General features: G+C 65.7%; 21 protein-coding genes. 7 read left to right on the top strand and 14 right to left on the bottom strand.

Going from position 1 to position 24379, the window contains the following annotated elements; all coding sequences use genetic code 11:
* The first annotated feature begins 45 nt into the window (after window positions 1–45).
* Together ACFVVI_RS07915 and ACFVVI_RS07910 are read left to right on the top strand one after the other, a co-directional pair.
* A complete protein-coding gene (locus ACFVVI_RS07915) occupies window positions 46–1335 on the top strand; it encodes a hypothetical protein (protein ID WP_387444205.1) in 1290 nt (429 codons plus the stop codon).
* Window positions 1332–2099 carry a hypothetical protein gene (locus ACFVVI_RS07910; protein ID WP_387444202.1) on the top strand — a complete coding sequence of 256 codons (768 nt, stop codon included), beginning with the start codon at window positions 1332–1334 and terminating at the stop codon, window positions 2097–2099. The genes ACFVVI_RS07915 and ACFVVI_RS07910 overlap by 4 nt, the downstream gene beginning before the upstream one ends.
* Window positions 2100–2637: 538 nt before the next feature.
* On the opposite strand, the gene ACFVVI_RS07905 is transcribed toward ACFVVI_RS07910, so the two are convergent.
* The 3 genes from ACFVVI_RS07905 to ACFVVI_RS07895 all read right to left on the bottom strand — a co-directional run bounded on the left by ACFVVI_RS07905 (window position 2638) and on the right by ACFVVI_RS07895 (window position 5913).
* A complete protein-coding gene (locus ACFVVI_RS07905) occupies window positions 2638–3978 on the bottom strand; it encodes a tyrosine-type recombinase/integrase (RefSeq protein WP_387444200.1) in 1341 nt (446 codons plus the stop codon).
* Window positions 3979–4126: 148 nt separating this feature from the next.
* Window positions 4127–4486, bottom strand: a complete 360-nt coding sequence (locus ACFVVI_RS07900) for a helix-turn-helix domain-containing protein (protein WP_387444198.1) — start codon at window positions 4484–4486, stop codon at window positions 4127–4129.
* A 674-nt stretch (window positions 4487–5160) separates the two neighbouring features.
* On the bottom strand, window positions 5161–5913 hold the full coding sequence (locus ACFVVI_RS07895) for an SDR family NAD(P)-dependent oxidoreductase (protein ID WP_387444196.1): 753 nt from the start codon (window positions 5911–5913) through the stop codon (window positions 5161–5163).
* Between the two features lie 15 nt (window positions 5914–5928).
* On the opposite strand from ACFVVI_RS07895, the gene ACFVVI_RS07890 reads away from it, so the two are divergent.
* Window positions 5929–6069 (top strand): hypothetical protein, encoded by a 141-nt coding sequence (locus ACFVVI_RS07890; protein WP_387444194.1) that lies wholly within the window; start codon window positions 5929–5931, stop codon window positions 6067–6069.
* 79 nt (window positions 6070–6148) lie between these two features.
* Window positions 6149–6808, top strand: a complete 660-nt coding sequence (locus ACFVVI_RS07885; RefSeq protein WP_387444494.1) for a LysR family transcriptional regulator substrate-binding protein — start codon at window positions 6149–6151, stop codon at window positions 6806–6808.
* Between the two features lie 576 nt (window positions 6809–7384).
* On the opposite strand, the gene ACFVVI_RS07880 is transcribed toward ACFVVI_RS07885, so the two are convergent.
* The 11 genes from ACFVVI_RS07880 to ACFVVI_RS07830 form a co-directional block, all read right to left on the bottom strand.
* Window positions 7385–7870 carry a pyridoxamine 5'-phosphate oxidase family protein gene (locus ACFVVI_RS07880; protein WP_387444192.1) on the bottom strand — a complete coding sequence of 162 codons (486 nt, stop codon included), beginning with the start codon at window positions 7868–7870 and terminating at the stop codon, window positions 7385–7387.
* Between the two features lie 511 nt (window positions 7871–8381).
* A complete protein-coding gene (locus ACFVVI_RS07875; RefSeq protein WP_387444190.1) occupies window positions 8382–9038 on the bottom strand; it encodes an MFS transporter in 657 nt (218 codons plus the stop codon).
* A gap of 45 nt (window positions 9039–9083) precedes the next feature.
* Window positions 9084–9326, bottom strand: a complete 243-nt coding sequence (locus tag ACFVVI_RS07870; protein ID WP_387444188.1) for a hypothetical protein — start codon at window positions 9324–9326, stop codon at window positions 9084–9086.
* Between the two features lie 40 nt (window positions 9327–9366).
* On the bottom strand, window positions 9367–10389 hold the full coding sequence (locus ACFVVI_RS07865; protein WP_387444186.1) for an SDR family oxidoreductase: 1023 nt from the start codon (window positions 10387–10389) through the stop codon (window positions 9367–9369).
* A gap of 173 nt (window positions 10390–10562) precedes the next feature.
* Window positions 10563–11498, bottom strand: coding sequence for an alpha/beta hydrolase (locus ACFVVI_RS07860; RefSeq protein WP_387444184.1), 936 nt, complete (start codon window positions 11496–11498; stop codon window positions 10563–10565).
* 128 nt (window positions 11499–11626) lie between these two features.
* Entirely contained in the window at window positions 11627–12982 is a 1356-nt protein-coding gene (locus tag ACFVVI_RS07855; RefSeq protein WP_387444182.1) for an MFS transporter, read from the bottom strand.
* A 108-nt stretch (window positions 12983–13090) separates the two neighbouring features.
* Window positions 13091–14569, bottom strand: a complete 1479-nt coding sequence (locus ACFVVI_RS07850) for an aldehyde dehydrogenase family protein (protein ID WP_387444180.1) — start codon at window positions 14567–14569, stop codon at window positions 13091–13093.
* 33 nt (window positions 14570–14602) lie between these two features.
* A complete protein-coding gene (locus tag ACFVVI_RS07845; protein WP_387444178.1) occupies window positions 14603–15619 on the bottom strand; it encodes an alcohol dehydrogenase catalytic domain-containing protein in 1017 nt (338 codons plus the stop codon).
* Window positions 15620–15656: 37 nt separating this feature from the next.
* Window positions 15657–17603, bottom strand: coding sequence for a hydantoinase B/oxoprolinase family protein (locus tag ACFVVI_RS07840; protein WP_387444176.1), 1947 nt, complete (start codon window positions 17601–17603; stop codon window positions 15657–15659).
* A gap of 1 nt (window position 17604) precedes the next feature.
* The gene (locus tag ACFVVI_RS07835) at window positions 17605–19647 is read right to left on the bottom strand and encodes a hydantoinase/oxoprolinase family protein (RefSeq protein WP_387444174.1); all 2043 of its coding nucleotides are present in this window, start codon (window positions 19645–19647) and stop codon (window positions 17605–17607) included.
* Window positions 19648–19673: 26 nt separating this feature from the next.
* Window positions 19674–19883, bottom strand: coding sequence for a hypothetical protein (locus ACFVVI_RS07830; protein WP_387444170.1), 210 nt, complete (start codon window positions 19881–19883; stop codon window positions 19674–19676).
* Window positions 19884–20078: 195 nt separating this feature from the next.
* Here ACFVVI_RS07830 and ACFVVI_RS07825 point away from each other — a divergent pair, with 195 nt between their 5' ends.
* The 3 genes from ACFVVI_RS07825 (at window position 20079) to ACFVVI_RS07815 (ending at window position 24372) form a co-directional block, all read left to right on the top strand.
* Window positions 20079–21062, top strand: a complete 984-nt coding sequence (locus ACFVVI_RS07825; RefSeq protein WP_387444168.1) for an AraC family transcriptional regulator — start codon at window positions 20079–20081, stop codon at window positions 21060–21062.
* Between the two features lie 22 nt (window positions 21063–21084).
* The gene (locus ACFVVI_RS07820) at window positions 21085–22173 is read left to right on the top strand and encodes a LuxR C-terminal-related transcriptional regulator (RefSeq protein WP_387444166.1); all 1089 of its coding nucleotides are present in this window, start codon (window positions 21085–21087) and stop codon (window positions 22171–22173) included.
* 132 nt (window positions 22174–22305) lie between these two features.
* Window positions 22306–24372, top strand: a complete 2067-nt coding sequence (locus tag ACFVVI_RS07815; protein WP_387444164.1) for a hydantoinase/oxoprolinase family protein — start codon at window positions 22306–22308, stop codon at window positions 24370–24372.
* Window positions 24373–24379: the final 7 nt, after the last annotated feature.

Below are 24379 nucleotides of genomic sequence, written 5' to 3'. Positions count from 1 at the left end.
ACGACTTGGCGTGTTAGAAATACCGCCAACGGCAAGGAGGCGGTTGTGACACGTCCGTATCGGCTGATCGTGTGGGGCCCCGGCGATATGGGCGGGCGGGCGCTGCGCACAGCGCTGGCATCCCCCGATTTCGAGGTCGTGGGAGTCAAGGTGTTCAGCCCGCACAAGCACGGCAAGGACATCGGCGAACTGGTCGGGCTGGCGCCGGTGGGCATCACGGCGACTACGTCCAAGGCGGAAATCCTTGCACTGAAAGCGGATTGCGTCGTGCACACGCCGACGACACCGTCTCTGGTGCAGGGCGCCGATGCCGATGTGCTCGACCTGCTCGAGTCCGGCAAGAACGTGGTGTCCGCGGCGTCCTATCACAATCCGGCCATGTCCACCTGGCTGTCCGAATCGCGTTCGCCGCTGGAGGTATTGCGCACTGTCGCGCAGATGCGGGTGACCGGAGGCGCCTTCGGGCCGCAGTTGCCCAAGGCGCTGTCGGCGCTGAAAACGCTCATGCGCGTGGCAGATTCGGGCCCGCTTCGGTTCGCCGGTCCGGTCATGGAGCGTCTGGCCGCACCGGTGGTGGACCGGGCGATCCCACGCCGAGCGACAGGCGAGCGACTTCAGGCTGCCTGCCTGCGGGGCGGGGTATCGCTGCACGGCACTGGCCTGCACCCCGGACTCATGGTGGAGCAACTGCTGCTGCGTCTGGCCGGGCTGCTCGACGAGGTGCGCGAGGTGAAATTCCTGGAGGTCGGTGATCTTTCGGCCGCGCCGGACGGCATGTGGGGCGGTCTGGCCAGCCTCGGTTTCGGGATGCCGCTCAGCGCGGTCGACTCCGACCACGCCATCGCGCTCATGCAGCACTTCTACTTCGACGCGGTGCTCGCCACCGTCGCGCACACGCTGTTCGGCGCCCGCGCCGAGGAGGTGCGGGTGGAACGGCACGTCTATCCCGTGCCGGCGCGGACCCGGGTGCAGGCCGGCGGCAGTGTGATCGAGCCGGGCACGGTCGGCGCCATCCACATGAGCTACCGCGGCTACCTCGGCGACCGGTTGTTCATGACCAACGCCGAATGCTGGCACGTCGGCCCGGGCAACGCCCACCTCGGGCCGGATCATCCGCGCAGCCTGGCCGGCGGGCATGTGATCACGCTGGACGGCAGCCCCGCCCGGATCGAGATGCGCAACGAACTCGACGACGAGTCCTACGAGGGCGATTGGTCCGCGGTCACCGACATCTCGGTCAAGGCGATGCTCGACGTCATCCCGGAACTGTGTGCGGCGCCGGCCGGTGTCGCGACGCCCGACCTGAGCCCTCGATACCGTCTGGAGACAGTATGACCTCCCCGCTGCTGGTCGCGGTGCTCGGCGCCGGGCCGCTCGCCGACCGGATCGCCGCGCACCCCGATATCGCTGTCGCGCCCCCTTCCTCGGCCGCGGTGGTCGTCCACCTGACTGCCGATGTCGATGCGGTTGTCGCCCAGCTCGGCGCGGGCCGTGACGTGGTGACCGCGCTGCCCCTCGAAGCCCTCCCCCTGGACGAGGTGCGGGACGCCTGCCGCAACGGATCGTCCAGCCTGCACGCCACCGGCGGCTTCCAGTCGGCGGTCGCGGCGCGGCTCACCCGCTCGCTCGCCGCCGCGACGCGGGAGATCACCAGGATCGAACTGATCGAGGAGCTCGAGCTACCCGACGACGGCGTGTATCCGTGGAACACGGTGCCGGAGGAGATGTTGCCCGGCTACTACTTCTCCGGTCTGCGCGTACTGGACGACGCCGCCTTCACCGGCTCACGCTCCGACACTCCCGAGCAGGCCGGTGCCGTCTACACCCTGGGCGACCGGATCACTTACCGTTCGATCCGCACCCGAGACACCGGTACCGTTGCGTTGCGCTATCGCCTGGTCACTACAACCGCAGCTGGAACTGCCACGGCCACAGTCGATTTCCATCCCACCGACGGCGTTCACCCGGCCGATCATCTGACGTCGGTGGATCTGGTGAAGGCGCTCGGTCCGGTTCACGCGAGCGAGCCCGGCATCGTCCTGCGCGATCTCGGCATCACCTATTTGGTCCCGGACGACCGGCTGCCGCGGTCCGCGTAGGGCCGAAGGCGCTTGGATATCGCCTTCTCGCAGGTCGTTACCCAGACCTTGCCGGTAACTGCAGATTCTGCTGCTCCGGATTCATCGCGAAGCCCACTTGCCTCACAGCCCACAGCCGCGCCTCTCCGCCGTGTCGTGAGTTGCAAACATATTCAGATGCGAATATCTATACTTCTTACTACCAGATGCTCGGCACCCCGACCGGTCCCAGCCGGGCCCGTGCCGGACATGGGCTTCACTGACCGTTTCGAGGCAGACGACCCGGTAACCAAGATGATGTCCGGTGACGGCAGCGGCCCCGCCTCGGAGATCTCCGAGGCGGGGCCGCAAGCGAAAAGAGCTGCTATGAGCTACTTTTCATGCACTCGACACCACTACTTCTGCGCGGCCTTGAACTCACGACGACGCCGGTGCAGGATCGGCTCGTGGTAGCTCGCTCCAGCTCCTTACTTGGTCTGACCTGCTATTACTGCTGTCGGATGCCGTCCCGTGCCCGTTTTGTGGACGTCTTGAGCGGGTCAGCAGGCATAACCGGCCATCATCGCGCATCAGCCAGATCGACAACCCGGCGCGCGTCAGGAACGTAGTGCCGTGCTGTTACAGGAGAATCCACCTCGTGCCCGAGGATCAGCCGAGCAGCCGGCAGGTCGTACTTTTCCGCTACCCGGGTCGCGCGTGTGGAGCGCAGTGTCCTGGGAGTGGACCATTGCAGGCCGGTTCCCTTCACGACTTTGCTCCAGGTCAACGACATCCGCTCCGACCGCACTACCTTTCCCGTGCGCGACGGGATAACCAGTCGATGTCCAGGCCTCGCGCCGATCCTCCGGCGCCGCAACATCGCCATGCATGCGGGGCCAGCTCTAATCGTTCGCATCGACTTCGCAGTCTTGGTGAACGGCTGCCGATACGCGACGCACACCACGTCCTCGTCGTCAAAATCTGGCCAGCCCCGTGGGTAGACGATCTCACCGTCCTGGAGGTTGTACTGCTCGACAATGCTCCTGACCTGATGTACGCGCAGCTCAGAATCGATAATTGTTCCTGCAATCGTGACCTCGCACCGGTCGTAGTCGACGTCCTCGTCCAGCCGCACAGCAAGCGCTTCGCTGGGACGCGCAGCTAGTTCGTACGCGAGGAGCGTGAAGTCCATGTATCGCTGCTCGAACCAACGGCTAGCGTTGGGACGAGGGAAGTAGTCACGCTCTGCCTCCCAATACTGGTTCATCTCGTTCCTGCTGAACGGCTGCGGCTCGGCAGGAAAGTACGGGTTGACGGGGTTCCGACCGCGTGCGCGGTCGGTTGCCTTCGTGCGGGCGCCACCGTTACCCGCTACGCTGTTCACCGGATTGTCATCTCGGAGGCCGTCGTCGATCAACAACTGGAACGCGTTGCGCAGGATCGACTTCTGCCTGTTCTTCTTGTACGCGGTTCCGTTCATCTGCTCTAGGTGAATGCGGACGTGGAATGGCCTGACGTTCAATGCCTTCATCTTGCCCAGCACCGAACCCGAAATCGTGATCTTGTCTTTGTCGCCTCGGCCCTTGGTCGCAGGGTTGATCTCCCGACGATAGTGTTTGGCGTTCTGGGGGCGTTTCGTCGCGTCGCGCTCATAGCGGTGAAGCCAGGCTTGGCACAGTTCCTCGACAGTCACATTCGAGCTGTACGCACCGAGCGATTCGACTCTTGGCTTCCATCCGGCGACGCGTCTCTTCAGATTCGCGCGGGCTTTCGGTTTGCTATTCCCCGAGGCGTGCAGCTTCGACGGTTTCCCATACGGCTCGCCCACCAGACAGTGAATCTGAAAATGTCGGCGCGCGGGGTTCCACTTCGGCTCGCTGAACTTCCCTGGGACTCCAGGTTCCAGCTCAATCTGCGGCATACTTCACCGACCTCCCGGCCACGTGGTCGCTTCGGCGCGATCGGGCTCGCCATCAGCTATGACGTCCAGCGAGAGCGTAGGAAGACCAGGACGAACATGAAAGCCCATAAAGATAGCTGTAAGTTGGCTACGGAGTCTGCGAGTGGTACTAGTCATCGCCGACCGTGCGCTCTTCTATGAAGGCGCGTAGAGCGTCCCACGGATACAGGACCCTGCGGCCGTACTTCACATAGGAGGGCCCGACGCCGTGGTGCCGGTCATTGGCGAGCTTTCCGACGGAAGTTCGCAGGTACTTCGCGGCTTCTGCCGGAGTTGCCAACTGACTGAGGGCTGGCTCTGAACGCGGGATTCGCTGCAGCGGCCGCAAAAGTGCATCTGCTGCAGCAGCATTGAGAACGGGTAGGTCTCGAGGGCCGACGACGCGGACTGCGTCGGGGTCGACACCATCATCACGCTCGACCGGGCGGTTGGCCGGATTCGGCGAAGAGGGTTGATTGGAAGATGACATGACAGACTCCTGTGATCCCTGTCAACGGCTCTTCCGCAGTCCATGAAACCTGATTTTTCGTCTGGACGCCAGTCAATTCACACGATGTGACGAACCGTCGCTGATTCCTAGGCGCTGATTGGCCCATCCTGTACCTGTCAAGCGCACGTCGCTTCTGCCGTCGTCTGATTGGATCGCTTGCGGGCCAGGACACTTGCCAACACACAGGGTGAGCGCACGACAGGAGTAGGGCCACAGGTCCGATGCCGGCACGGTTGACTATGGCCGGCCGGGTCGGGTCAGTGAAGACCGACGTGTCCTGGCGGGACCTGCTCGAACGGACTTGCGATGGCTGATGCCGACATCAAATTATCGTGCCTGCCGTCGCCGCGGCTATTGGGTATGGATCGAAGTGCCCGGCGAATGGGTCCAGCCGTGTAACGGAGATCGGCAGACTGTCCTTGCCACCCACGCCGCGGCGCGCTAACAGCCCGGTAACGCGCGCGCACCGCCCAACTGGGCGGAAAGAACCGACCCGTCGTGCAACGCGCCAGTCCGTTTCGCTGCTTCGATGGTGCGCACGGCGGGGTTAGATCGACAATAGAAACGACGCCCTGTGCATTTGAGCGCGTGGCTGGTTGTCGAAGCTATCCGCTGTAGGTGATTCACGGAGTGTGGTGACCAGTCCAGCGGTGTCAGAGCTGGCAGAGGGCTCCGCCATCGACGGCCCATTCGGCGCCGGTGACCTGCCCGGCCAGTGGCGACAGTAGGTACGCGACAACGCGAGCGACGTCGTCAGCCGTGCCGATGCGGCCACTCGGTAGTCGACGCACATTGCGAACGAAATGGTCGACGGCTTCTTCGGCCGGCAGCCCGAAGCGTTCGGCGAGTTGCTCGGCGAAACCTCCTGGAGCGTCGAACAATGCCGTGCGAATCGGTCCGGGCGAGACGATGTTGGAGCGTACTCCGCGCGGCCCGAAATCCGCAGCCAGCGCCTTGGAGACTGCCAACAATGCGGTCTTGGCTGCGGCATAATCGATGATCGGCGTGTCTGGTAGCCGCGCGACCTCGCTGGCGATATGCACAATGCTCGCGGGCCTGTGCTCGAGTAGCACCGGGAGCGCTGCTCTGGTCATGCTCACCGCCGAGTGGAAGTTGAGCTCGAAGCTCTGCCGCCATTGCTCGCCGCTCACGTCGAGAAAGCCTGCACGCGAGCACAATCCGCCGACATTGTTCACCAGCCCGTCGAGTCGCCCGTGGCGTTCCAGGGCGGCGTCGACGATGCGTGCGGGTGCGTCGGGGTCGGTCACGTCTACCGCGATTCCCTCGATACCCGCACTGCGGTCGGTGATCGCGGCGGCTGTCCGTGCCACCCCGACGACAAATGCCCCTTCGGCGGCGAGTACGCGCGTGGTGGCGGCGCCGATACCCGCCGAGTCACCGGTCACAACGAAGACCTTTCCGTGGAGACGTACCGCGTCCTCGCCAACCCCGGCGATCCCGAAGGTCTCAACCCCGCATTCGACAGCGGAGACCACAAGCACCCCAACGATGCCGGCTATCGAGAAATGGCCGCCGCGGTAGCACGTACGCCCCTGATCTGACCGGAATCTCGACGTGGGAAAGGAACAACCATGGAACTAAGCGCATAGTGCGATTCATTTCGTTCGGAGATGAGTTCGAATCGATCGGCGGCCGTATCGGCACCGTTCTCGGTCGGTTAGATGGGAACAGAATCAATCCTGGCGGCGGCCCCGAGTCGGATACTGCGAATTCAGGATTCAGGAGATCCAGCTCTCCGACCCGTACAGCCCGCTGCGCAACCAGCAGGTGCATTTCCAGGTCACCGAGCTACCCGTGGACGAGCCCGATCTCACTGTGGGCCCGGAGCTTTTCTTCTCCAACCGAGCTCTGCTGGTACCGAGTGGCCATCCACTCGCCCGCCGCACCTCGGTGTCCCTGGAAGATCTCGCGGACACCACCTTGCTGACTATCGGCGGCGTGGCCCCACAACATTGGCTCGACTACCACTTTCCGCGCTTTACCCCGACCGGCCGTCGGATTCCCCACGGCCATGCCGCTATCTCCTGGCAGGAGATACCCTTCCTCGTCGCCGCGGGCGCCGGTGTCTCCCTGGCCAGCGTCGGTGCGGCCACCCATGCCGGCAGCCCCGGTGTCACCTGGATCCCGGTCGAGGAGGAGCATCCGATCAGGTTCGCGGCTATCTGGCCGAAGGCGGGCACGAGCGCCCGGATGCGTGCATTCGTGGCCTTGTTGTACGAGACCGCGCAGACCGACGATGTGTGCACGCAACTCAACGGCCCGCAGGTTATCGACTGGTGACCGAAGACCTACCCTCAGAGCTCCCGCAGGATCAGGTACGTAGCGGCAAGTCCTGTTGTTGTGCAGGATGTTTCGTCGTGTGAGCTCCATGGAGCGACAATGACCGACTAGGGGCAGAACAGCAATGCCTGAACGCGACGTCGTGGTGAACTTCCTGCGTGGCTGTTACTGCCGCGCGCCCGAAGGGGATCGATTGGTCGGCCAGACGGGTTTTGCCGTGACCGCCACCGGCGTGGATCAGTTTCACTGCCAAAATGGTCATGGGCATCAAGTCATCGGCGCCTTCCGCAGGTCGATCGCGGGCGCTGGTGCAGGGTTGTTCGTGTGGCTAAGCAAGCCCGAGTGCAGTCATATGCAGGCCGAGCACCGAGGCGCGGCGGGTCCGGTCGGGTTCAGCCCGACCCACCACCGCAGGTGCGTCGGCGCGGCACGGGCCAATGGCGCGAACGACCGGTCTGTGGTAGCCACTCCTGGCCTCGTGATCGAGCGCAAATCGGCAGATGCGAACGTTCGTGACCGCACGCCCAGCGGCAGAAGAGTGCGTACAACTTGTGGGGCTGTTCCCGGACGGCAGCGTCAAACCTCAGGATCGTGGAAGGGCACCGAATCAGTTTGGGAAAGATTCGCCATCATCATGGGGTAGCGCACAAGTCGCGAGCAGGTGAAGGTGATGTCACGAACGTGGCGGAAGTCCGACCACAGCAGCCGACCACCCTTGAGGAATCGCATCGGACGTACCCGCCGCCGTACTTGTGCGAGTTCCGAGTCTGTTGCCGGACGGAGAGTTCCTGCTGTTCCGTAGAGCCGCACGCCGGGGGCCACAGCGAATCGGCCGACCAGCAAAGATCGGAACCAGAACAACGTGCCACGATCGACTGCCATCAGGCAGACGCGGGGGTTCGTATCGAGATTGCGCGCAAGCGCCGATGTGTACTGGTCGAAGTAGAACGCGGTACGATCTTCGCGGAAGAAGACCGTGCCGACCGGCGTGATGTTCGGAACGCCATCGCTGTCTACCGACGCGATCGCGAAATGCCCAGTAGCTCTGCGTCCCCGGTCCAAGATCTCACGGACCTCGCGCCACTGCTCGTAGAGATCAGTCACAGTACAGCCACCCCGGAACTGATCTCACACTCGGCACGACGACAGACTTTCCCCACCGCATCATGCTTTGGACGCTAACAGCCCCGATCTACTCCTGCCACAGAACCGCTGTTGGCAGATCCCGAGAACGGGCTGCCGCGCGATCGGTTCCCTCCGCCCGGCCACGCAAGCAACCAGGTCGCATCCCGGAAGGCCAGCGGACTGCGGGTCACTGACAACTATCGGATCAAGCGGCGTGCTCAATGACCTCCAACACGACTAATACCGCAGTCGGCCTGACGACCCCTGTGTCATCAGCCCGCTCGCGACGGTGCAGCCGCGAGCGGGTGGCATGCCGGGGCCGACTGCGGAAACCCGTTGCCATCTGTAGGGCGCCCCTCCGAGTGCCCGACTTACGCTGGCTAGGTAGGGGAACGTGGAGCGAGACCGCTGGCCTCGCTGCTGGCGGTGCGGTGCCCGGTCTCTGCCATCAGTTCTGGTGCCCGGGGAGATAGCGGTAAGCGGAGATAGCGATGGATACAAACCCGACAGCTGTTATGGCGATGCCGATCCGTGCGCCGAGTATTGGGTCCGTTTGGACCAGGCACAGTCCCAAGACGGCGATCCCGACCGCCATGCCGATCTGGCGGGCAGTGTTCAACACCCCGGAGGCGAGCCCCGCGTAGTCGGGGTCTGCCGAGGAAATTGCCGCTCCATTGCAGCTCGGCCCGAAGAGCCCGCATCCGAATCCTGCGACAGCGGTTCCGAGCAGCAGCACCGGCCAACTACTTCGATCACTCACGCCCAGGCAGATCAGTGAAGCCAGCGCCGCGACGACAGCGCCTGCGATCAGCAACCAGCGTGCTCCTTTGTAGGCCCATCGCCTGTTCAGGACGAGGGTTGCAAAAGTCCACAGCGCGGCGAAGGGAACGAAGAACAGGCCGGCGCCGAGGGCGTCGTATCCCCATCGGCTCTGCAGGAAGATCGCGATCATGAACTGCAGTCCGTAGGCCCCGAACTGGAAAGCGAATCCGTTGGCGATGGATGCGGAGAAGGCCGAGTTCCCGAACATGTTCAGTGGAAGGACGGGGGCACGGACATGCAATTCCGTAGCGATGAACGCGATCAACAGCGCGGGGCCCGCCACCAGTGCAACGATTGTCAGTGGGTCGGTCCAGCCCCGCTCCCCGCCCTAGATCAGGGCAGCAACGAGGAACCCGAGTCCGAGAATCGCAAAAATCTGCCCGAGCCAGTCGAAGAAATCATGGCTGATGCCGCCGTGGCGCTCTTGAGAAAGGAAGCGCGCACCGTCACCGGGAACACGTTCCTCGACGTCGATGTGCTGCGCGCCGAGGGCATCACCGATCTCTCGCCCTACGGTGGCGTAGGCGATCTGGAATACGACATCTTCGTCGACCCGCCTCACAAGCGTCATCGCGCCTGAGGACCGAACGAATACGGGCCCGTCGCGTGCCTCAGGCGCGCCGCATCGCGCGCCCTCCGACCCACTTTGCTCCCACCGCACCCGCGGCACCGGCCCAGATCAGACGCCGAACGGCGGGGTGCGTCGCCAACCATGTGTAGGGACTGGCAGGGAGGGCTTGCTTGCTGAAATCGCCTTGCACGCGGGCATCTCCGCTGGTCTCGTAGAGATTGCCGTCGGCGTTCCCGGCTGGCTCGTCTGTGCGCTCCAACGGAATACCGAACTTGGCCAGGAAAGCGTCGGCCACCCTCGGAGTGAGGTGCTGGGTCACCTTCATAAGTTTGGCCGCGCCCCCGGCATAGAGATCGCGCACCGGGTGAGCGGCGGCGAACAGCACACAGTCCGCAACGACGGACGGATCGTAGAAGGGCGGAGCGCCCTTCGGTTTCACGTCCATCTTGTTGCGGCCGTTGGTGAAGAAGAGCGTGTTGATCGCGGCCGGTTTGATACTGGTGACGGAAACCGGTATCCCGGAGGCTTTCAGCTCGCGCCGCAGCGCATCGATCATCCCTTCCACCGCGTGCTTGGACGCGGCATAGGCGCTGTTGAGCGGCATGGAAATCACCGTCTCACCCGATCCGACCGATACCAGCGCACCGCCCCCGGCACGCCGCAGGTGCGGTAGTGCGACCTGGAAACCGTGCACCTGCCCCATGAAGTTGACCTCCATGAGCCGACGGAATTCCTCGGGCGTGGTCTCCTCGAAATCCGCGTAGACGACCGTCGCGGCCACCGCGACCCAGGTATTGATGCGACCGAATGTCGCTACGGCCAGTTCGGCAACGGCCTCGACCTGAGTTCGGTCGCTGACGTCACAGACCGCGTAAACTGCTTCGCCGCCGGCGTCCTCGATCTGACGTACGAGTGTCGCGAGGCCTTCCTCGTTCCGCGCCGCGACCACGACCTTGGCTCCTGCAGCGGCCAGACGAAGTGCCGTCTCCCGTCCGATCCCGCTGGATCCACCAGCTACGACAACCACCTGCTGCGCGAGCGGTTCTAGCTTGATCCTTGCCATGTGCGTCTCCCCAGTCCAACCCTTGTCGATGATTACGCATAATGCTTTATCTGCGTACGACAGGCGCATACCCGCGTTCGCGGTCGCCAATCACCGGCACGGGGGTCTGCCCGGCGAGACAGAGAGACGGCCGGGCATCGAGCCCGGCCGTCACCTGCGAGGTAGATCTCCGTTCAGAGGTGCTTCTTGAAGAACGGGATGAGATGGTCCAGCGCCTGCGAGACCGCTTCGGGCTGGTCGTAGAGCTCGTAGTGGGACACCCCTTCCAAGACGACGAGTTCCTTGTCGTCAGAGGCGGCACGCTGGTAGAGCTCGAAGGCGTCGCGGTAGGCGCCGAACGCGCCGGGCTTGTCGCCGACCACGATGCACAGTGGCTGGGTGAGCAGGATCTCGGCGCGGGTATACGCGTCCCAGCCGACGAGACGGGCTTGACGGGAGAACAGGAAGCTGGTGCGGCCGTTGGGTTTACGCCCACGATCGGTCTTGTAATACTCGGTCGCCTCGACCAGATCGATATCGGTCAGACCCGCCTGCGCGGCCGCTTCCGGAGACGGCGGCAGCAGATCGTTGACCTGCTCGGACGTGCCACGCGCCTCTGCGGTGCGCTGCGCGGCCATCGCCTCGAGCGCGCCGAGCGGGTCGTACTCGGTGAACCCCTCGAGCATCCGGCGCCCGACGTTGGCGCCGGTGACGGTACCCAGCGCCTTGATACGTCGTTCTGTCATGGTGGCGTTCACCGCGTAGCCGCCGCCGCCGCAAATCGCGAGTACCCCGATGCGGTTCTCGTCGACCCATGGCTGGGTGACCAGGTAGTCGATGACATAGCTGAAGTCCTCGGTACGGAATCCGGGGTCTTCGATCAGGCGTGGTTCGCCGCCACTGTCGCCCTGGAAGCTGGCGTCGAAGGCGATCGCGACGAATCCCTGCCGAGCCAGCGCCGTGGCGTAGATATTGCCCGAGGTCTGTTCCTTGCAGCTACCGGTGGGGTGGGCGCTGATGATCGTGGTGTATGTCTGTTCGGCGTCGAACCCTGGCGGATAGTAGATGTCGGCCGCGAGGTCCCAGGCCAGGGCCTTGATTCGGACGTGCTCGATGTTGTCGGTTGCCATGAGCTTCCTCTCCCGTCGTGCTCTACCGATGGTTCGGCACATCGGCCCCGGGCCGCGGGCACTTCATGCCCAGCGAGGCCGTGAACATTCAGCATTATGTTCTAAATGCTCTTTGTAAAGGGGCATCGTCAATACGCCTCAGCCTCCGTCATCGGATCCTTACCGACGATCCGTGAGTGCGCCCGGTCCTTCTGATCGAAGAGCACACCGACGACCACCAGGACGGCCGCGCCGATGATCAACAGCGAGACACCCCAGGTCGCGTGCGTGGGCGAGACGGTGACGATCGCCAGTGCGGCCAGCGGGACCAGCCCGCCTGCCGTCGCGCCGCTGACTTCGCGGCCCGCACCGAGACCCGACGCACGGACCTCGGTGGGGAACTGTCGCGCCATGAACGGGCTCGCGGCCACGATGATCAGCGGCGCGAGCACACCGGTCGCCAGGATCAGCAGGGCCCAGATGAGCACGGGCTCACCGGTGTTCAGGACCCAGAACATGGGAAACGCCAGCAGCATGACGCCCACCGCGCCACCCACCATGACGCGCCGCAGGTCCACCCTGTCGCAGAGCCTGCCGAAGAACGGCACCATCACGATCGCCGCCGTGCTGGCCAAGGTGATGCCGAAGGCGCCGACGTTGGCGGCCACGTCCTGGAACTGGGTGAGGTAGGACAGCGAGAAGGTCTTGAAGGTGTAGGAGATCGCGGCGTAGCCACCGTAGACCGCGGCGACCACCGCGAGTCCACGCCAGTCGGACTTCAGCAGATCCTTGAACACCTGGAAACCCTTGCGCTGCTTGGCTTGCGCGGCGACCCTCTCGAAGTCCGGCGTCTCCGGCATGTTCCGTCGGATCCAGTAGCCGACGCCGACGACGGCGAAGCTCGCGACGAACGGGATACGCCAACCCCAGTCGTAGAGGAACTCGTCTCCGAAGCTGGTCACACCGGTTACCGCCAGCGAGGCGCCGAGTAGGCCGACCTGCGCACCTAACGCCGGCAGTGCACCGAAACGGCCCCTGGTCTTCTCGTCGGCGTACTCATAGGCCACAGCGATGGCGCTGCCCAGTTCGGCACTGGCGCCGAAGCCCTGCAGGATCCGCAGGATCACCAGCAGGATCGGCGCCGCGATGCCGATCGACTCATAGGACGGCAGTAGTCCGATCAAGCCGGACGCGATGCCCATGATCAGCAAGCTGAGCGAGAGCACCGCCTTGCGTCCGATCTTGTCGCCCAGAATCCCGAACAGAATGCCACCGAGCGGACGGGCCAGGAAGCCGACCGCGAAGGTCGCGAACGCCGCGAGGGTGCTGATCGAGGAATTGCTCGACGGGAAGAAGACCTTGCCGAACACCAGTGCCGCCATCGAGGCGTAGAGGTAGAAGTCGAACCATTCCAACGAGGTACCGATGACCACCGCGGGTCCGACGGACCGACCCCTCGCTGGGCGCGCCGCGACCTCGTCGCTGGAATCGAACGGCTGTTTCATAGTCGACCTTCTAACCCCGCCCCGGATGATTTAGATTTGTAGATTATATATCACACATAGTGTGCCGAGTCACAATCTCCGTGCGTGATGCATCATCGCCGTTGCCGGTCAACCCAGGTTCATGTACACCGCCTTGGGGTAGAGGTAGCTCTCCACATGTTCGCGCCCGCCCTTCCAGCCGTAGCCGCTCATTTTGGTGCCGCCGAATCCGACGGAGGGGTCGAGCACGCCGTAGCAGTTGACCCAGACGGTGCCGGCCGTGATGCCGCGCGAAACCTTGTGGGCGGTGGCGAGATCCCTGGTCCAGACACCGCCGGCCAGGCCGTACGGGGTGGCGTTGGCCAGGTGCAGCGCCTGGTCCACATCGTCGAAGGGGATCACCGTCGCCACCGGGCCGAAGATCTCCTCCTGGGCGATGGTCATCTCGTTGGTCGCGGAGGCGAATATCGTCGGTTCGACGAAGAAGCCCGATGCGCGGTCGCCGTCCAGACGCCGTCCACCGCTGACCAGCTCGGCTTCACCGGAGCCGATGTCGATGTAGTTCAGTACCCTGTCGAGCTGTCGTTGCGAGATCAGCGGGCCCAATTGGCTGTTCGGGTCGAGGCCGTCACCCACGCGAATCGTCTGGGTGAATTCGGCCATGCGCGAGACGAATTCGTCGTGGATCGCGCGCTGGACGAAGATTCGCGTCCCGGCGACGCAGACCTGACCGCTGTTGGTGTACACGCCCATCGCCGCGCCCGGCACGGCAAGGTCCAGATCGGCGTCGGCGAAGACGATGTCGGGTGACTTGCCGCCGAGCTCGAGTTGCAGCCGTTTCATGTTCCCGGCCGAGGCCCGCACGATGGTCTGCGCGGTGCCCACCGAGCCGGTGAATGCGATCCGGTCGACGCCGGGATGCTCGGCCAGGGTGGCACCGGCGTCCTTCCCGTAGCCGGTCACCACGTTGACGACGCCGTCGGGCACACCGGCTTCGGTCAGCAATTCGGCCACGCGCAGCACCGACAGCGACGCGTCTTCAGCGGGCTTGAGCACGGCGGTGCACCCGGTAGCGAGCGCCGGACCGAAGATCCACCACAGGCCGATGAGCGGGCCGTTCCAGGGAATGATGCCGCCCACCACGCCGACCGGCTCGCGGTAGCGCAGGGTCAGGAAGTCGCCGGGCAGCGAGTTCGGCGGGGTCGAGGCCGCGCCCGCGTCGACCTGGGAGGCGAAGAATTGCAGTACCTGCGAGGTCCATTCGCGCAGACCGCGGGTCCGGGTAAGGGGTGCGCCCATGTCCAGGGTCTCGATGGTCGCGAGCTCGTCGAAATTCTCGAGGACGAGGTCGTGGACCCGCAGGATCAGCGAGCGCCGCTGATGCGGGGTCCACCGGCTCCATTCACCGTCGAAGGCGGCCCGGGCCGCCGCGACCGCGGCATCGATGTCCGCCGCGCCGCCCGCGGCGATGGTGCCGAGTTCGGCGCCGGTGGCGGGATTGACGACGGGGATGGTCTCGCCCGACGCGGCGGGCACCCAGCGACCACCGATCAGGTTGCGCTGGGCATTGCCGACGAAGGTGGGCAGGGGGTGGGTAACAGTTGTCATGGTTTTCTCCGAATCACACAAGACGCGCGGCGGTCAGTCGAACAGGAAGACGCCCTTGCCTGCGTCCTGCTTGTCGAACCACCGGTATGCCTCGTCGGCCTGCTCGATGGTCCAGGTGTGCGAGTACAGCTCGTCGACCGGAAGGTTGTGCGCGACAACGTAATCAGCGCAGCGCGCCTGTTCGATCGAGGACATGGTCCAGGACGTCATGAGCGTCCACTGCTTCTTGTAGACGGCCTGCGTCGTGAACTGGACATCGCCGGGCAGGCCGGTGAATACCGCGCGGCCGAAGGTGCCGAGGACAGCGAGAGCGTCGTCGCCGGCCCGGCCGGAGGTCTCGAGAACGACGTCGGCCATGCGCCCGCCGGTGTACTCGGCGACCGCCTCGGCCAAGTCGCGCTCTCGGGAATTGACCACCAGGCCGGCACCGAACCGGGCGCTGTTGGCCAGACGGCGGTCGTCGACATCGACCGCGATCACCCGGGCGCCCATCGACGCGGCGAACATGGTCGCCGAAAGCCCCACCGGGCCTTGCCCGATGACGACGGTGGTCGTGTCCGATACCTCACCGAGTCGTTTGATCGCGCCCCACGCGGTGCCGGTGCCGCACCCGATGGCCGCACCGGCTTCGAACGACAGCCCGTCGGGCATCGGCAGCAGCGCGGAGACCGGGACCACGGTGAAGGCGGCGTGTCCGCCGTGGACATGGACCGCCATCGTCTTGCCGGGCGCGGTCTCACACATCTGCGGCCAGCCCGCGCGACAGCGACGGCAGGTGCCACAGCCGAAGTAGTGGTGGATCATCACGCGATCGCCCACCGCGGCCTGGGCCGCGTCCACGCCCGCGCCCATCGCGTACACCTCACCGCAGGGTTCGTGGCCCTGGATCACCGAGCGATCGAAGTCGAAGGCGCCGTGATAGAAGTGCAGATCCGAGCCGCACATTCCCGACGCGCGGATCTTCACCACGACCTCACCGTGGCCCGGCTCGGGATCGGGGAAGTCTTTCAGGACCGTAGTCCCGTTGCCGGGGAACACGATTCCCTTCATCGCTGTCTCCTCTGTGTCGTCGGTGTCGTGCGGGCGGTCATGCCGACCGCCCGGCACGAAGCTGCGCGCTCGCCTCGTGGTCGATGCGAAGACCCTCGGGGTCGGAACGCGGGTCGCCTTCGATGACCACTCCGTAGTCGCGTGCGGCGCCGGCGACGCTCACGTACTCGTTGCGCACGTCGGCGAGTACTCGTTCGGGGTCTCGCTGCAACGGATCACCCCATCCGCCACCGCCGTTGGTGAGGCAGCGCAGGATGGTGTTCGGCTGAGTTGCCCAGACCTGTTCGGCGGCGAAGTAGTGGTACCGGCCGTCGACCGGGTCCAGTGCCTTGGTTTCGGGGTCGAGCACGCCCGCGACGGGCACGCTGTCGGCGTAAACATCCGCTGTGGTCCCGAGCAGGCCGGGGGTCGCGCCGTCCTCGCCCGGCGGGAACAACCACATCGCACCGGTGGGTCCGGCCTGTCCGCCGTTGGCACCCACTCCCGAGGCTTCCTTGGTACGGAACGGTGACAGGTAGTGAGCGCCCGCAGTGAGCCACAGCGCGTCTTTGAGATTGGCCGCACCGCCACGGAACACTCCCGCACCACCGGTGTCGATGGCATGTTCCTTGCGCAACAGCACAACCGGCGAGTCACGTTCGATGGTTTCGGTCGCCGGGTCGAGGTTGTTGAGCGTGAACAGCACCGTGTAGCTGTCACCGTCACCGGCCTGCGTGGCACCCCAGGGTCCGTGCTCGCCGCCGCACTGGGTGGCCGAGGTCCACGGTGTGCCGTCGGACCGCACGCCGGAGGCGTTGTGGGTGTTGGTGGAACCGTAGTCGCCGCCGACACCCTGGTGTCCGAGTACGGGATTGAGCGCGTCGAACACCGCAGACGCGACGGCGCCCGAGGCCTCCCAGAACATCATGATGCCGCCGTCGGGCGGGAGCGAGGAGACGATCGTCCCCGGCGGCACGGCGAGGTCGACGTTGCGCCAGGTACCCGAGGTGAACGGGACCTTCGGGTCCAGCAGCATCGTGAGCGCCACGCCCACAGCTGTTTTGGCGTCGAGGACGCCACAGTTGATGCACGTGCGTGCCTGCGGTGAGGTGCCCGACAGGTCGATCTCCATGTTCTCCCCGCGCTTGCGGACGAGAACACGCACGGTGTAGTCGATGGTGTCGTCGAGACCGTCGGCATCGATCAGGGCCGAACCCGCGTAGTCACCATCGGGCACCAACACGATCGCGTCGCGCATCCGCTCGGCGGAGGTGTCGCACGAGTAGTCCAGCGTGCCGAGGTACGCCGCGAGCCCGTACCTGTCGATGTTCTCCAGCACCAGCCGCTCCCCCAGCTTCAACTGCTGGAAGATGCTCTTGAAGTCGGGCAGCAACATGCCGCCCCAGCGGGTGTTGTCGAAGATCAGGCTGAAGGTGGACCGCACCGGCTGGTCCTGCGACCAGAGCAGCATGGGCGGGATGACGAGGCCGTTCTCGTAGACGTTGGCCTTGGTGGCCGAGAATCCGCCGGGCACTGTGCCACCCATGTCGAGCTGGTGGGCGCACATGGTGACGTAGGAGATGATCTCGCCGTCCACGAACACCGGTCGGGTGAATGCCACGTCGTTCACGTGCCTGCCACCGCGATAGGGGTCGTTGCAGATCAACACGTCACCGGGACGCAGGTTTTCGGGCCCGTATTCCTCCACTGCATTGCGCACCGCGTCGCCCATGGTGCCGAGGAACACGACCAGGCTGTTGCTGACCACGGCCATCGGGTAGCCCTTGCTCGCGGGACCACTGATGGTGCAGGCGAAGTCGTACCAGTCGCGGATGATGGGCGAGAACGCCTCACGCATGAATCCGGTCGACATGTGTTCGACCGCGTAGCGCAGCCGGTTGGTGATCACCGTGGCGCTGAACCGGTCGCAACCGTACTGCTCGCGAAACTCCGCGTCGGAGAGGTCCCGCAGCCGTGGGGCGTTGGGGATGGTGGGACTGGACATGTCACTTCCTCCGGATCACGATTTCGCCGTACTCGCCGACGGTGGCCTGCTGCCCCGCGCCGACATGCGTCGTGGACAGTTCCTCTTCGACGACCGCGGGGCCGTCCAGCACATCGCCGGCCCGCAGACTCGTGCGGTCGTAGACATGGGCTTGCTGAGCGCCGACACCGTCGGCGTCGAGATCGCCGAGATAGCGCAGGGTCACCGTGCGGATCGGCGCCAGTTCTCCGTCCGCCGGGCCGCGGCCATCGACGCGCGCGTACTCGACCTTGGGGGTGTCGAGCACCGCGCGGACCCGGAATGTCACGCCCTCGACAGGCATGATCTCGAACCGATTGCCGGAGCGGGCCTCGTAGGTCTCGTGGAAGGCCGACACCATCGTGGCGACAGCGGCCTCGTCGATGGTTCCGCTCGGCACCGGCACGAACGGTGTCTCCCAGCTCTGACCGGCCAGGTGCGCGTCCATGCTGCGCAGCATCCGCACCGATCCACCGCCGGTCCGCGCGCGCAACCGCTCCTCCATCTCGGCGAACAAGGCGTCGATCTCGGGGGCCGCGTCGCCGGTGAGCATGAGGTAGGCGCTGCGGTCGACGGTGAACACCTGGTCGGTGGAAAGCAGCCCGACAGCGGAGAACAATCCGGGGTTCGGCGGCACGATCACCTGTTTGCACTGCACGGTGTCGAGCACCGCGGGCAGCAGCATCGGGCCTGCCGCGCCGAAGGCGACGAGGCTGTAGTCGCGCGGGTCGACACCGTTCTTGATGGCGACGTTGAACACGCCCTCAGCCATGTTGTTGACAGCCATCTCGTAGGCGTAGCGCACCCGGTGGGCGAGGTCGAGCTCGGTGTCGAGGGTGTCGAATGCGCGTCGCGCCGCGCCGGCGTCGAGCTGCAGTTCCCCACCGGCGAAGTCGTCCGCGTCGAGGATTCCGATCAACAGACAGGTGTCGGTGGTCGTCGGTTGGGTGCCGCCGCGGCCGTAACAGGCGGGTCCGGGCTGGGCCCTGGCACTGTCCGGTCCGACCTGGATCTCCCCGGCGGAGCCGACCGACACGATGCTGCCGCCGCCTGCGCCGATGCTGGAGATGTCGTTGGCGAGGGCGTTGACCACGAGGTCGTGCTCTAGCTCGAAGGTGGTGTTGACGAACGGTTCGCCGTCGCTGACCACGCTGATATCGCAGGACGTGCCCCCCACATCGGCGCACAGCAGGTCGTTCTCGTCGACCAGCTTGCCGAAGTGTGCACAGGCCACGGTGCCCGCGGCGGGACCGGAGAACACGATCCGGAACGGCTGCTCCATCGCCTGGGCCGCCGGAACCAGCGTGGCGGCGCAGTCGGCGAAGTTGAGCTGACCGGCGAATCCGAGTTCGCTCAGTCCCTTCTCCAGGCCCTCGGTGTAGTCGGAGTAGATGATCTTCATCAGGGTGTCGATCACCGTGGTGGAGGCGCGGGCGTATTCCTTCGCCAGCGGCGAGACCTCGCTCGAGATCGAGCACGGCACGTCGCCGAGCACCTCGCGCACCAGTTCACGCAGCCGCAGCTCGTGTACCGGGTCGACGTAGGCGTTGATCAGGCAGATGGCCACGCCGGCGACCTCGCACCGGCGCAGCACCTCGAGTTCGGTCCTGGCCTGGTCCTCGTCGAGTTCGAAGAGCACCCCGCCGTCGGCGGTGAGCCGCTCGTGGATACCGCGGCGCAGGTAACGCTGCACCAACGGCCTGGCGGCGTCGCCGAAACTGCGCCGCCAGTGCGGGTCGAGAATGGCCTCGGCCGGGCGCCAGACCCGGCCCATGTCGAGGATGTCGCGGTGGCCTTCGGTGGTCAGGAAGCCGATCTTGGGCAGCTGACGGGTGATCACGGCGTTGAGGCCGTGCGTGCTGGCGTGGTTGAACACCGCCGCGTCCGTGACGCCGAGCACCTCGGCGCCGCACAGTACCGGGCCCGCGACCTCGGCGTAGTCGGTGGAAATCTTGGCGGTGTGGATCCGCCCGTCGCGCCAGGCGACGACGTCGGTGAACGTGCCGCCCACATCGACTGCGATCATGATGGCTCCTGAAAGTGATTCGGTGTTCAGACGAGGTCGGCGAGCAGCCGGATGGGACCGAGCCGGTGCCAAGGCTCGCGCGACACGGAGTGCAGGCAGTGCTGGCACTTGACCACCTGCACCCAACCCTGTTCCGCGACAACGGGATACGCGCGCAGATCGGCGGCACCGCAGCGGGGGCAGGTGCCGTCGAGTGGTTCGCGGTTCACCTCGAGCGGTGGCGGTACGTCAGGCATTTCTGGTCCTCCTGCGGCGATGGAATGTTCGGCCGAGTGCCGTGAGGACGACGCTAGAAGTGAGAGAGCTGGGTCACAATCCGCGCAGCGAAGGTCCGCTATCCGGGAACCGAACGCAACCACCTTCGAGGCGGAACGTATATTATATTCACTATGTGACACCCATCACGCTCGAGAGGAGGGGTGCACCCGTTGTTGTCAACGCCGATAACCTGCGCGAGTGCCTTCCGCACGGCCGATCCAGCCGCCGCCCATGATCACGTGGCCGCCGCGTTCGCCCATCACGATCTCGTCCTCGACGACCGTCGCGGGATCGACTTCGCCCTCGAGTCGGTGCGCTCGGAACGCCTGACCGTCGGCCGGATGGCCTACGGCACCACCGCGCGCATCGACGGGCCACCGATGCAGTCCTGCTATCACGTGAATCTATCGATCGCCGGCCACAGCACGGTCGCCCAGCACGGCAGACGCCAGTCCTTCGAGGCAGGACAGGCCGGAGTAGCGTTCGTCCACGACGCCCCGGTATCCATCCGCTGGAGCGCCGACGCCGCGCACTATCACATCAATCTGCGCCGCGAGCCCTTCGAACGCCACGCCGCGCGACTGCTCGGCCACCGGGAAACCGAGCCGGTCCGCTTCGACCTCACCTTCCCCATGGATTCGCCCACGGGTCGCGCCTTGCTGGCTTCTACCCGTTTCGTCTACGCCGAGCTGGCCCGCGAGGGCGGGGTGTCGACGATGCCGCTGGCGTGCCGAGAGCTCGAGTCCACCTTGATGACGCAGCTGCTGCTCATCGCACCGAGCCAGCTCACTCCGTCACTGACCGGCTCCGCACCGAGCATCGGCCCGGCACGGGTACGCGAGGCCGTCGCCTATATCCACGCCAATCCCGACGCGGACATCACGACCGCCGAGCTCGCGGCCCGGGGCGGAGTCACCGCACGGGCGCTCCAGCTGGGGTTCCGTGACGCGGTCGGGATGTCACCCAGCGCGTATGTCCGCACGGTGCGACTCGACCGGGTCCACGACGAATTGTCTTCCGGCCGAGCCATGTCGGTGAGCGACACCGCGATGCGGTGGGGCTTCTTCCACCTCGGTCGCTTCGCTCAGCAGTACCGCGAACGATTCGGCGAGCTGCCGTCCGAAACGGCCGCCGGAACGAGTCGGGGCGAGCAGTAGCGCAGGGACAGGAGTCGAAAGTATGAACAGTTCATCGACACAGTGCAGTGCCGCCGAGCTGGATGCCGTGGTCACCGAGATTGCCGAGGACGCGGGTCGCGTGCTCGATCGCGACCCGGTCGGGCTGCCTGGATCCACGGCGGGCCGGACCCTGGGCGACCTGTGGGAGACGGTGACAGCCCAAGCGCTTCGCGAAGCCGACGCGGGGGGCTCGTCGCCCACGCGGCTGGCCGAATTGATCGGGGTGCTCGACCGGATCAGGGCGGCGGAATCGATGCAAGCGCAGGTGCGGCTCACGCAGCGAACCCGGCAGCTGGGCAAAGTGCATGCCGCGCTCACAGAGGTGGGTAGCGCGACAACGGTCGATTCGCTGCTCGCCCGGATTCCGGAAGCGGCGTGCGGTCTCGGGTTCGATCGCGCGCTGGTTTCCACCGTCGACGGGGCATGGCGATTGCACACGATGTTCGTCGTGCGCGATCCGCGCTGGGCCGCGGACATCGTCGCGGTGGGACGCGAGAACCCGCCGATCCTGGACCAGAGGATCGTCGAGAACGACACGGTGGTCGACGCGCGGGCCGTGCTCGTGCACCAAGTGCAGGACAACCCGCGCGTCAATCGCCCGCTGGCGGCGATCACCAAGTCGTCCTCCTACGGAATCGCGCCACTGATGATCGACGGCGAGGTGGTGGGCTTGGTACATGGGGACTGCTACCACCAGCAGCGAGTGCTCGACGATGTCGATCAGTTGCTGCTGTCGGCCTTCGCCCAGGGGTTGAGTCAACATCTGGCGAGAGTGTCTGTGCTGGAAGGGATGTCGGCGATCCGCACCCAGCTCGACAGTCTCGGCCGGTGGCGCTCGCCCGCTGTCGCGGAATCGATCGCGTTGAGCCGCGACGACGATTCGGTACTGACCCGTCGTGAGGTACAGATCGTCCGGTTGCTCGCCGCAGGCGATGCCAATGCCAAGATCGCCCGCAAGCTCACCATCTCCGAAGGCACCGTCAAAACTCACATCACCCGCGTGCTGCGCAAGCTGGGCGCCGCCAATCGTGCCGAAGCGGTCTCGATCTGGCTGCGGAACTCGGACCCGACCGGGTCCATCCACGTCTGAGACCACCGGATAGACCGAAAGTCGTACAAACCTCTTACCTACGCCAGATGTCGGCGAGCCCGCCGAACGGAAAAGTGACCTGTGACATAGAGCGGCACCATCTGCCGCAGCACACGGCACGGAGGCGCGGGTATGACACAGAGCGAACGAGGAGCCGACTGGATCGTCGGGATCGACGTCGGCGGCACGTTCACCGACATCATCGGGCTGCACCAGGGCACCGGGGAGATCCGCGACGGCAAGGTCCTGTCCACCGTGGAACAGGAGGTGGGCGTTCTCCAGGCGTTGGCGGCGATCGACGTCGCCGTGCCCGAAGTCGCCGAGATCGTGCACGGGCACACCGTAGGGATCAACGCACTGCTCAGCCGGACCGGTGCGCACACCGGTCTGATCGCCACCGGCGGTCACCGCGACCTGCTCGACATCGGTCGGATGCACCGCGAATTCGGTGATCGCTTCTACGATCCCACCTGGCTGCGTCCCCACCAGGAGCGCCCGATCGTGCGCCGCGAATCGCGCTTCGGCGTCCCCGGCCGTCTGCGCTACGACGGCAGCGAGCTGCTGGCCCTCGACGAGGACGCGGTGCGCCGCGCCGCCAGGGAACTCGGCGAGCAGGGCGCGCGCTCGGTGGCGGTGTGTCTGATGAACTCCTACATCAACACCGATCACGAACGGCGGGCCGCCGAGATCGTCGCCGAGGAACTGCCGGGGACCTATATCCAGACCTCGGCGTTGTATCCAGTGACGCGCGAGCACGAGCGCACCACCACGGTGGCGCTGGATGCCTATGTCGGCCCGGCGGTCGTCGGCTATCTCGAGCGCCTGATGGCCCGGCTGTCCGAGCAGGACTACCGGGGCACCTTGTGGATCATGATGATGAACGGCGGTGTGTCGACCTTCGCCGACGCCAGCCGGGCGCCGGTCTTCCAGCTCGTCTCCGGTCCGGTCGGAGGTGTGAGCGGCAGCGTCAAGCTCGCCAACGAGAGCAGCGCGCCGAATCTGCTCACCATCGATGTCGGCGGCACCAGCACCGACGTGGCCGCCATCCGCGGTGGCAAGACTCCGCTCACCGACACCTGGACGCTCGAAACCGGCCTGACGCTGACCATGCCGCTGGTCGACGTCGAGAGCATCGGTTCCGGCGCGGGCAGCCTGATCCGGCCCAGCGCGCTGGGCGCGGTCGCCGTCGGGCCCGCGTCGGCCGGGTCGAACCCCGGCCCGGTCTGCTACCAGCGCGGCGGCGTGGAGCCGACGCTCACCGACGCGTGCGCCGCGCTCGGCATCCTGGCGCCGGATCTGTTCGCCAACGGCGCGATCCAGCTCGATGTGGACTCCGCTGTCGAGGCGCTGCGCACCACGGGCAAGCAGTGGGGCTTGTCAGCGATCGAACTCGCTTCCGCCGCTTACGAAATCGCTTGTCAGGACATCGCGGCGAAGGTGCGCAGCATCTCGGTGTATCGCGGGCTCAATGTCCGCGAGTTCGCCTTGCAGCCGTCCGGGTCGGCCGGGCCGATGCTCGCCGACCGGGTGGGCCAAATCCTCGGCCTGGACAAGGTGATCGTGCCCCGCAGCCCCGGCCAGTTCTCCGCACTCGGTCTGCTGCGCAGCGATCTCATGGTGACGCGCGCGCAATCCATCATGACCCCGCTGGCCCCCGACCGGGCCGACGCCGTCGAGGCCGCGTTCACGGCATTGCAGGACAGCATCAGAATCGATCTGCAAGCCCAGGGCATCGACGTGTCGCGCCTGCGCTTCGAACGCGCGGTGTTCGCGATGTATCGCGGACAAACCTGGGACAACCGTCTGCCGATCGCCGCAGGTGCCGTCACCGCCGAGCGAGTCGGGCAGCTGATCCCCGCCTTCCACGAGTTCTACCAGGAGTCCTACGGGTTCGCGGCACCCGAGATTCCCGTGGTCGTGTCCACGGTCGAGGTGACCGCGGTGATCCCGCGCGAACTCGGCGCCGCCGACCGCACCCCGGAGCAGGGCGATGCCTTCCTGCGCGCCACCGCGCTGACCGTGCCCGGCACCACCGAATCCGTCGAGGTGCCGATCTATATCCGCGAACGTCTCGCGCCGCAGCGCCCGGTGCCAGGGCCCGCCCTGATCGCCGAGAAGTTCGCGACCACCCTGGTCCTGCCCGGCCGGGTGGCCCGGGTGGACGACGACCTCAATCTCATCATCGAGCCGCAGGCCTGAGGAGCAA

It is taken from the genome of Nocardia sp. NPDC058114 (assembly GCF_042884695.1).
In the GTDB taxonomy this organism is placed as follows: Bacteria; Actinomycetota; Actinomycetes; order Mycobacteriales; family Mycobacteriaceae; genus Nocardia.
This window is presented reverse-complemented; position numbering and strand designations above follow the sequence as displayed.

Excerpts from the sequence above, each read along its gene's own strand:
- ACFVVI_RS07910 (WP_387444202.1), top strand. The coding sequence starts at position 1,332 with ATGACCTCCCCGCTGCTGGTCGCGGTGCTCGGCGCCGGGCCGCTCGCC.
- ACFVVI_RS07905 (WP_387444200.1), bottom strand. The coding sequence starts at position 3,978 with ATGCCGCAGATTGAGCTGGAACCTGGAGTCCCAGGGAAGTTCAGCGAG.
- ACFVVI_RS07900 (WP_387444198.1), bottom strand. The coding sequence starts at position 4,486 with ATGTCATCTTCCAATCAACCCTCTTCGCCGAATCCGGCCAACCGCCCG.
- ACFVVI_RS07870 (WP_387444188.1), bottom strand. The coding sequence starts at position 9,326 with ATGACGCTTGTGAGGCGGGTCGACGAAGATGTCGTATTCCAGATCGCC.
- ACFVVI_RS07865 (WP_387444186.1), bottom strand. The coding sequence starts at position 10,389 with ATGGCAAGGATCAAGCTAGAACCGCTCGCGCAGCAGGTGGTTGTCGTA.
- ACFVVI_RS07860 (WP_387444184.1), bottom strand. The coding sequence starts at position 11,498 with ATGGCAACCGACAACATCGAGCACGTCCGAATCAAGGCCCTGGCCTGG.
- ACFVVI_RS07855 (WP_387444182.1), bottom strand. The coding sequence starts at position 12,982 with ATGAAACAGCCGTTCGATTCCAGCGACGAGGTCGCGGCGCGCCCAGCG.
- ACFVVI_RS07850 (WP_387444180.1), bottom strand. The coding sequence starts at position 14,569 with ATGACAACTGTTACCCACCCCCTGCCCACCTTCGTCGGCAATGCCCAG.
- ACFVVI_RS07845 (WP_387444178.1), bottom strand. The coding sequence starts at position 15,619 with ATGAAGGGAATCGTGTTCCCCGGCAACGGGACTACGGTCCTGAAAGAC.
- ACFVVI_RS07840 (WP_387444176.1), bottom strand. The coding sequence starts at position 17,603 with ATGTCCAGTCCCACCATCCCCAACGCCCCACGGCTGCGGGACCTCTCC.
- ACFVVI_RS07835 (WP_387444174.1), bottom strand. The coding sequence starts at position 19,647 with ATGATCGCAGTCGATGTGGGCGGCACGTTCACCGACGTCGTCGCCTGG.
- ACFVVI_RS07830 (WP_387444170.1), bottom strand. The coding sequence starts at position 19,883 with ATGCCTGACGTACCGCCACCGCTCGAGGTGAACCGCGAACCACTCGAC.
- ACFVVI_RS07820 (WP_387444166.1), top strand. The coding sequence starts at position 21,085 with ATGAACAGTTCATCGACACAGTGCAGTGCCGCCGAGCTGGATGCCGTG.
- ACFVVI_RS07815 (WP_387444164.1), top strand. The coding sequence starts at position 22,306 with ATGACACAGAGCGAACGAGGAGCCGACTGGATCGTCGGGATCGACGTC.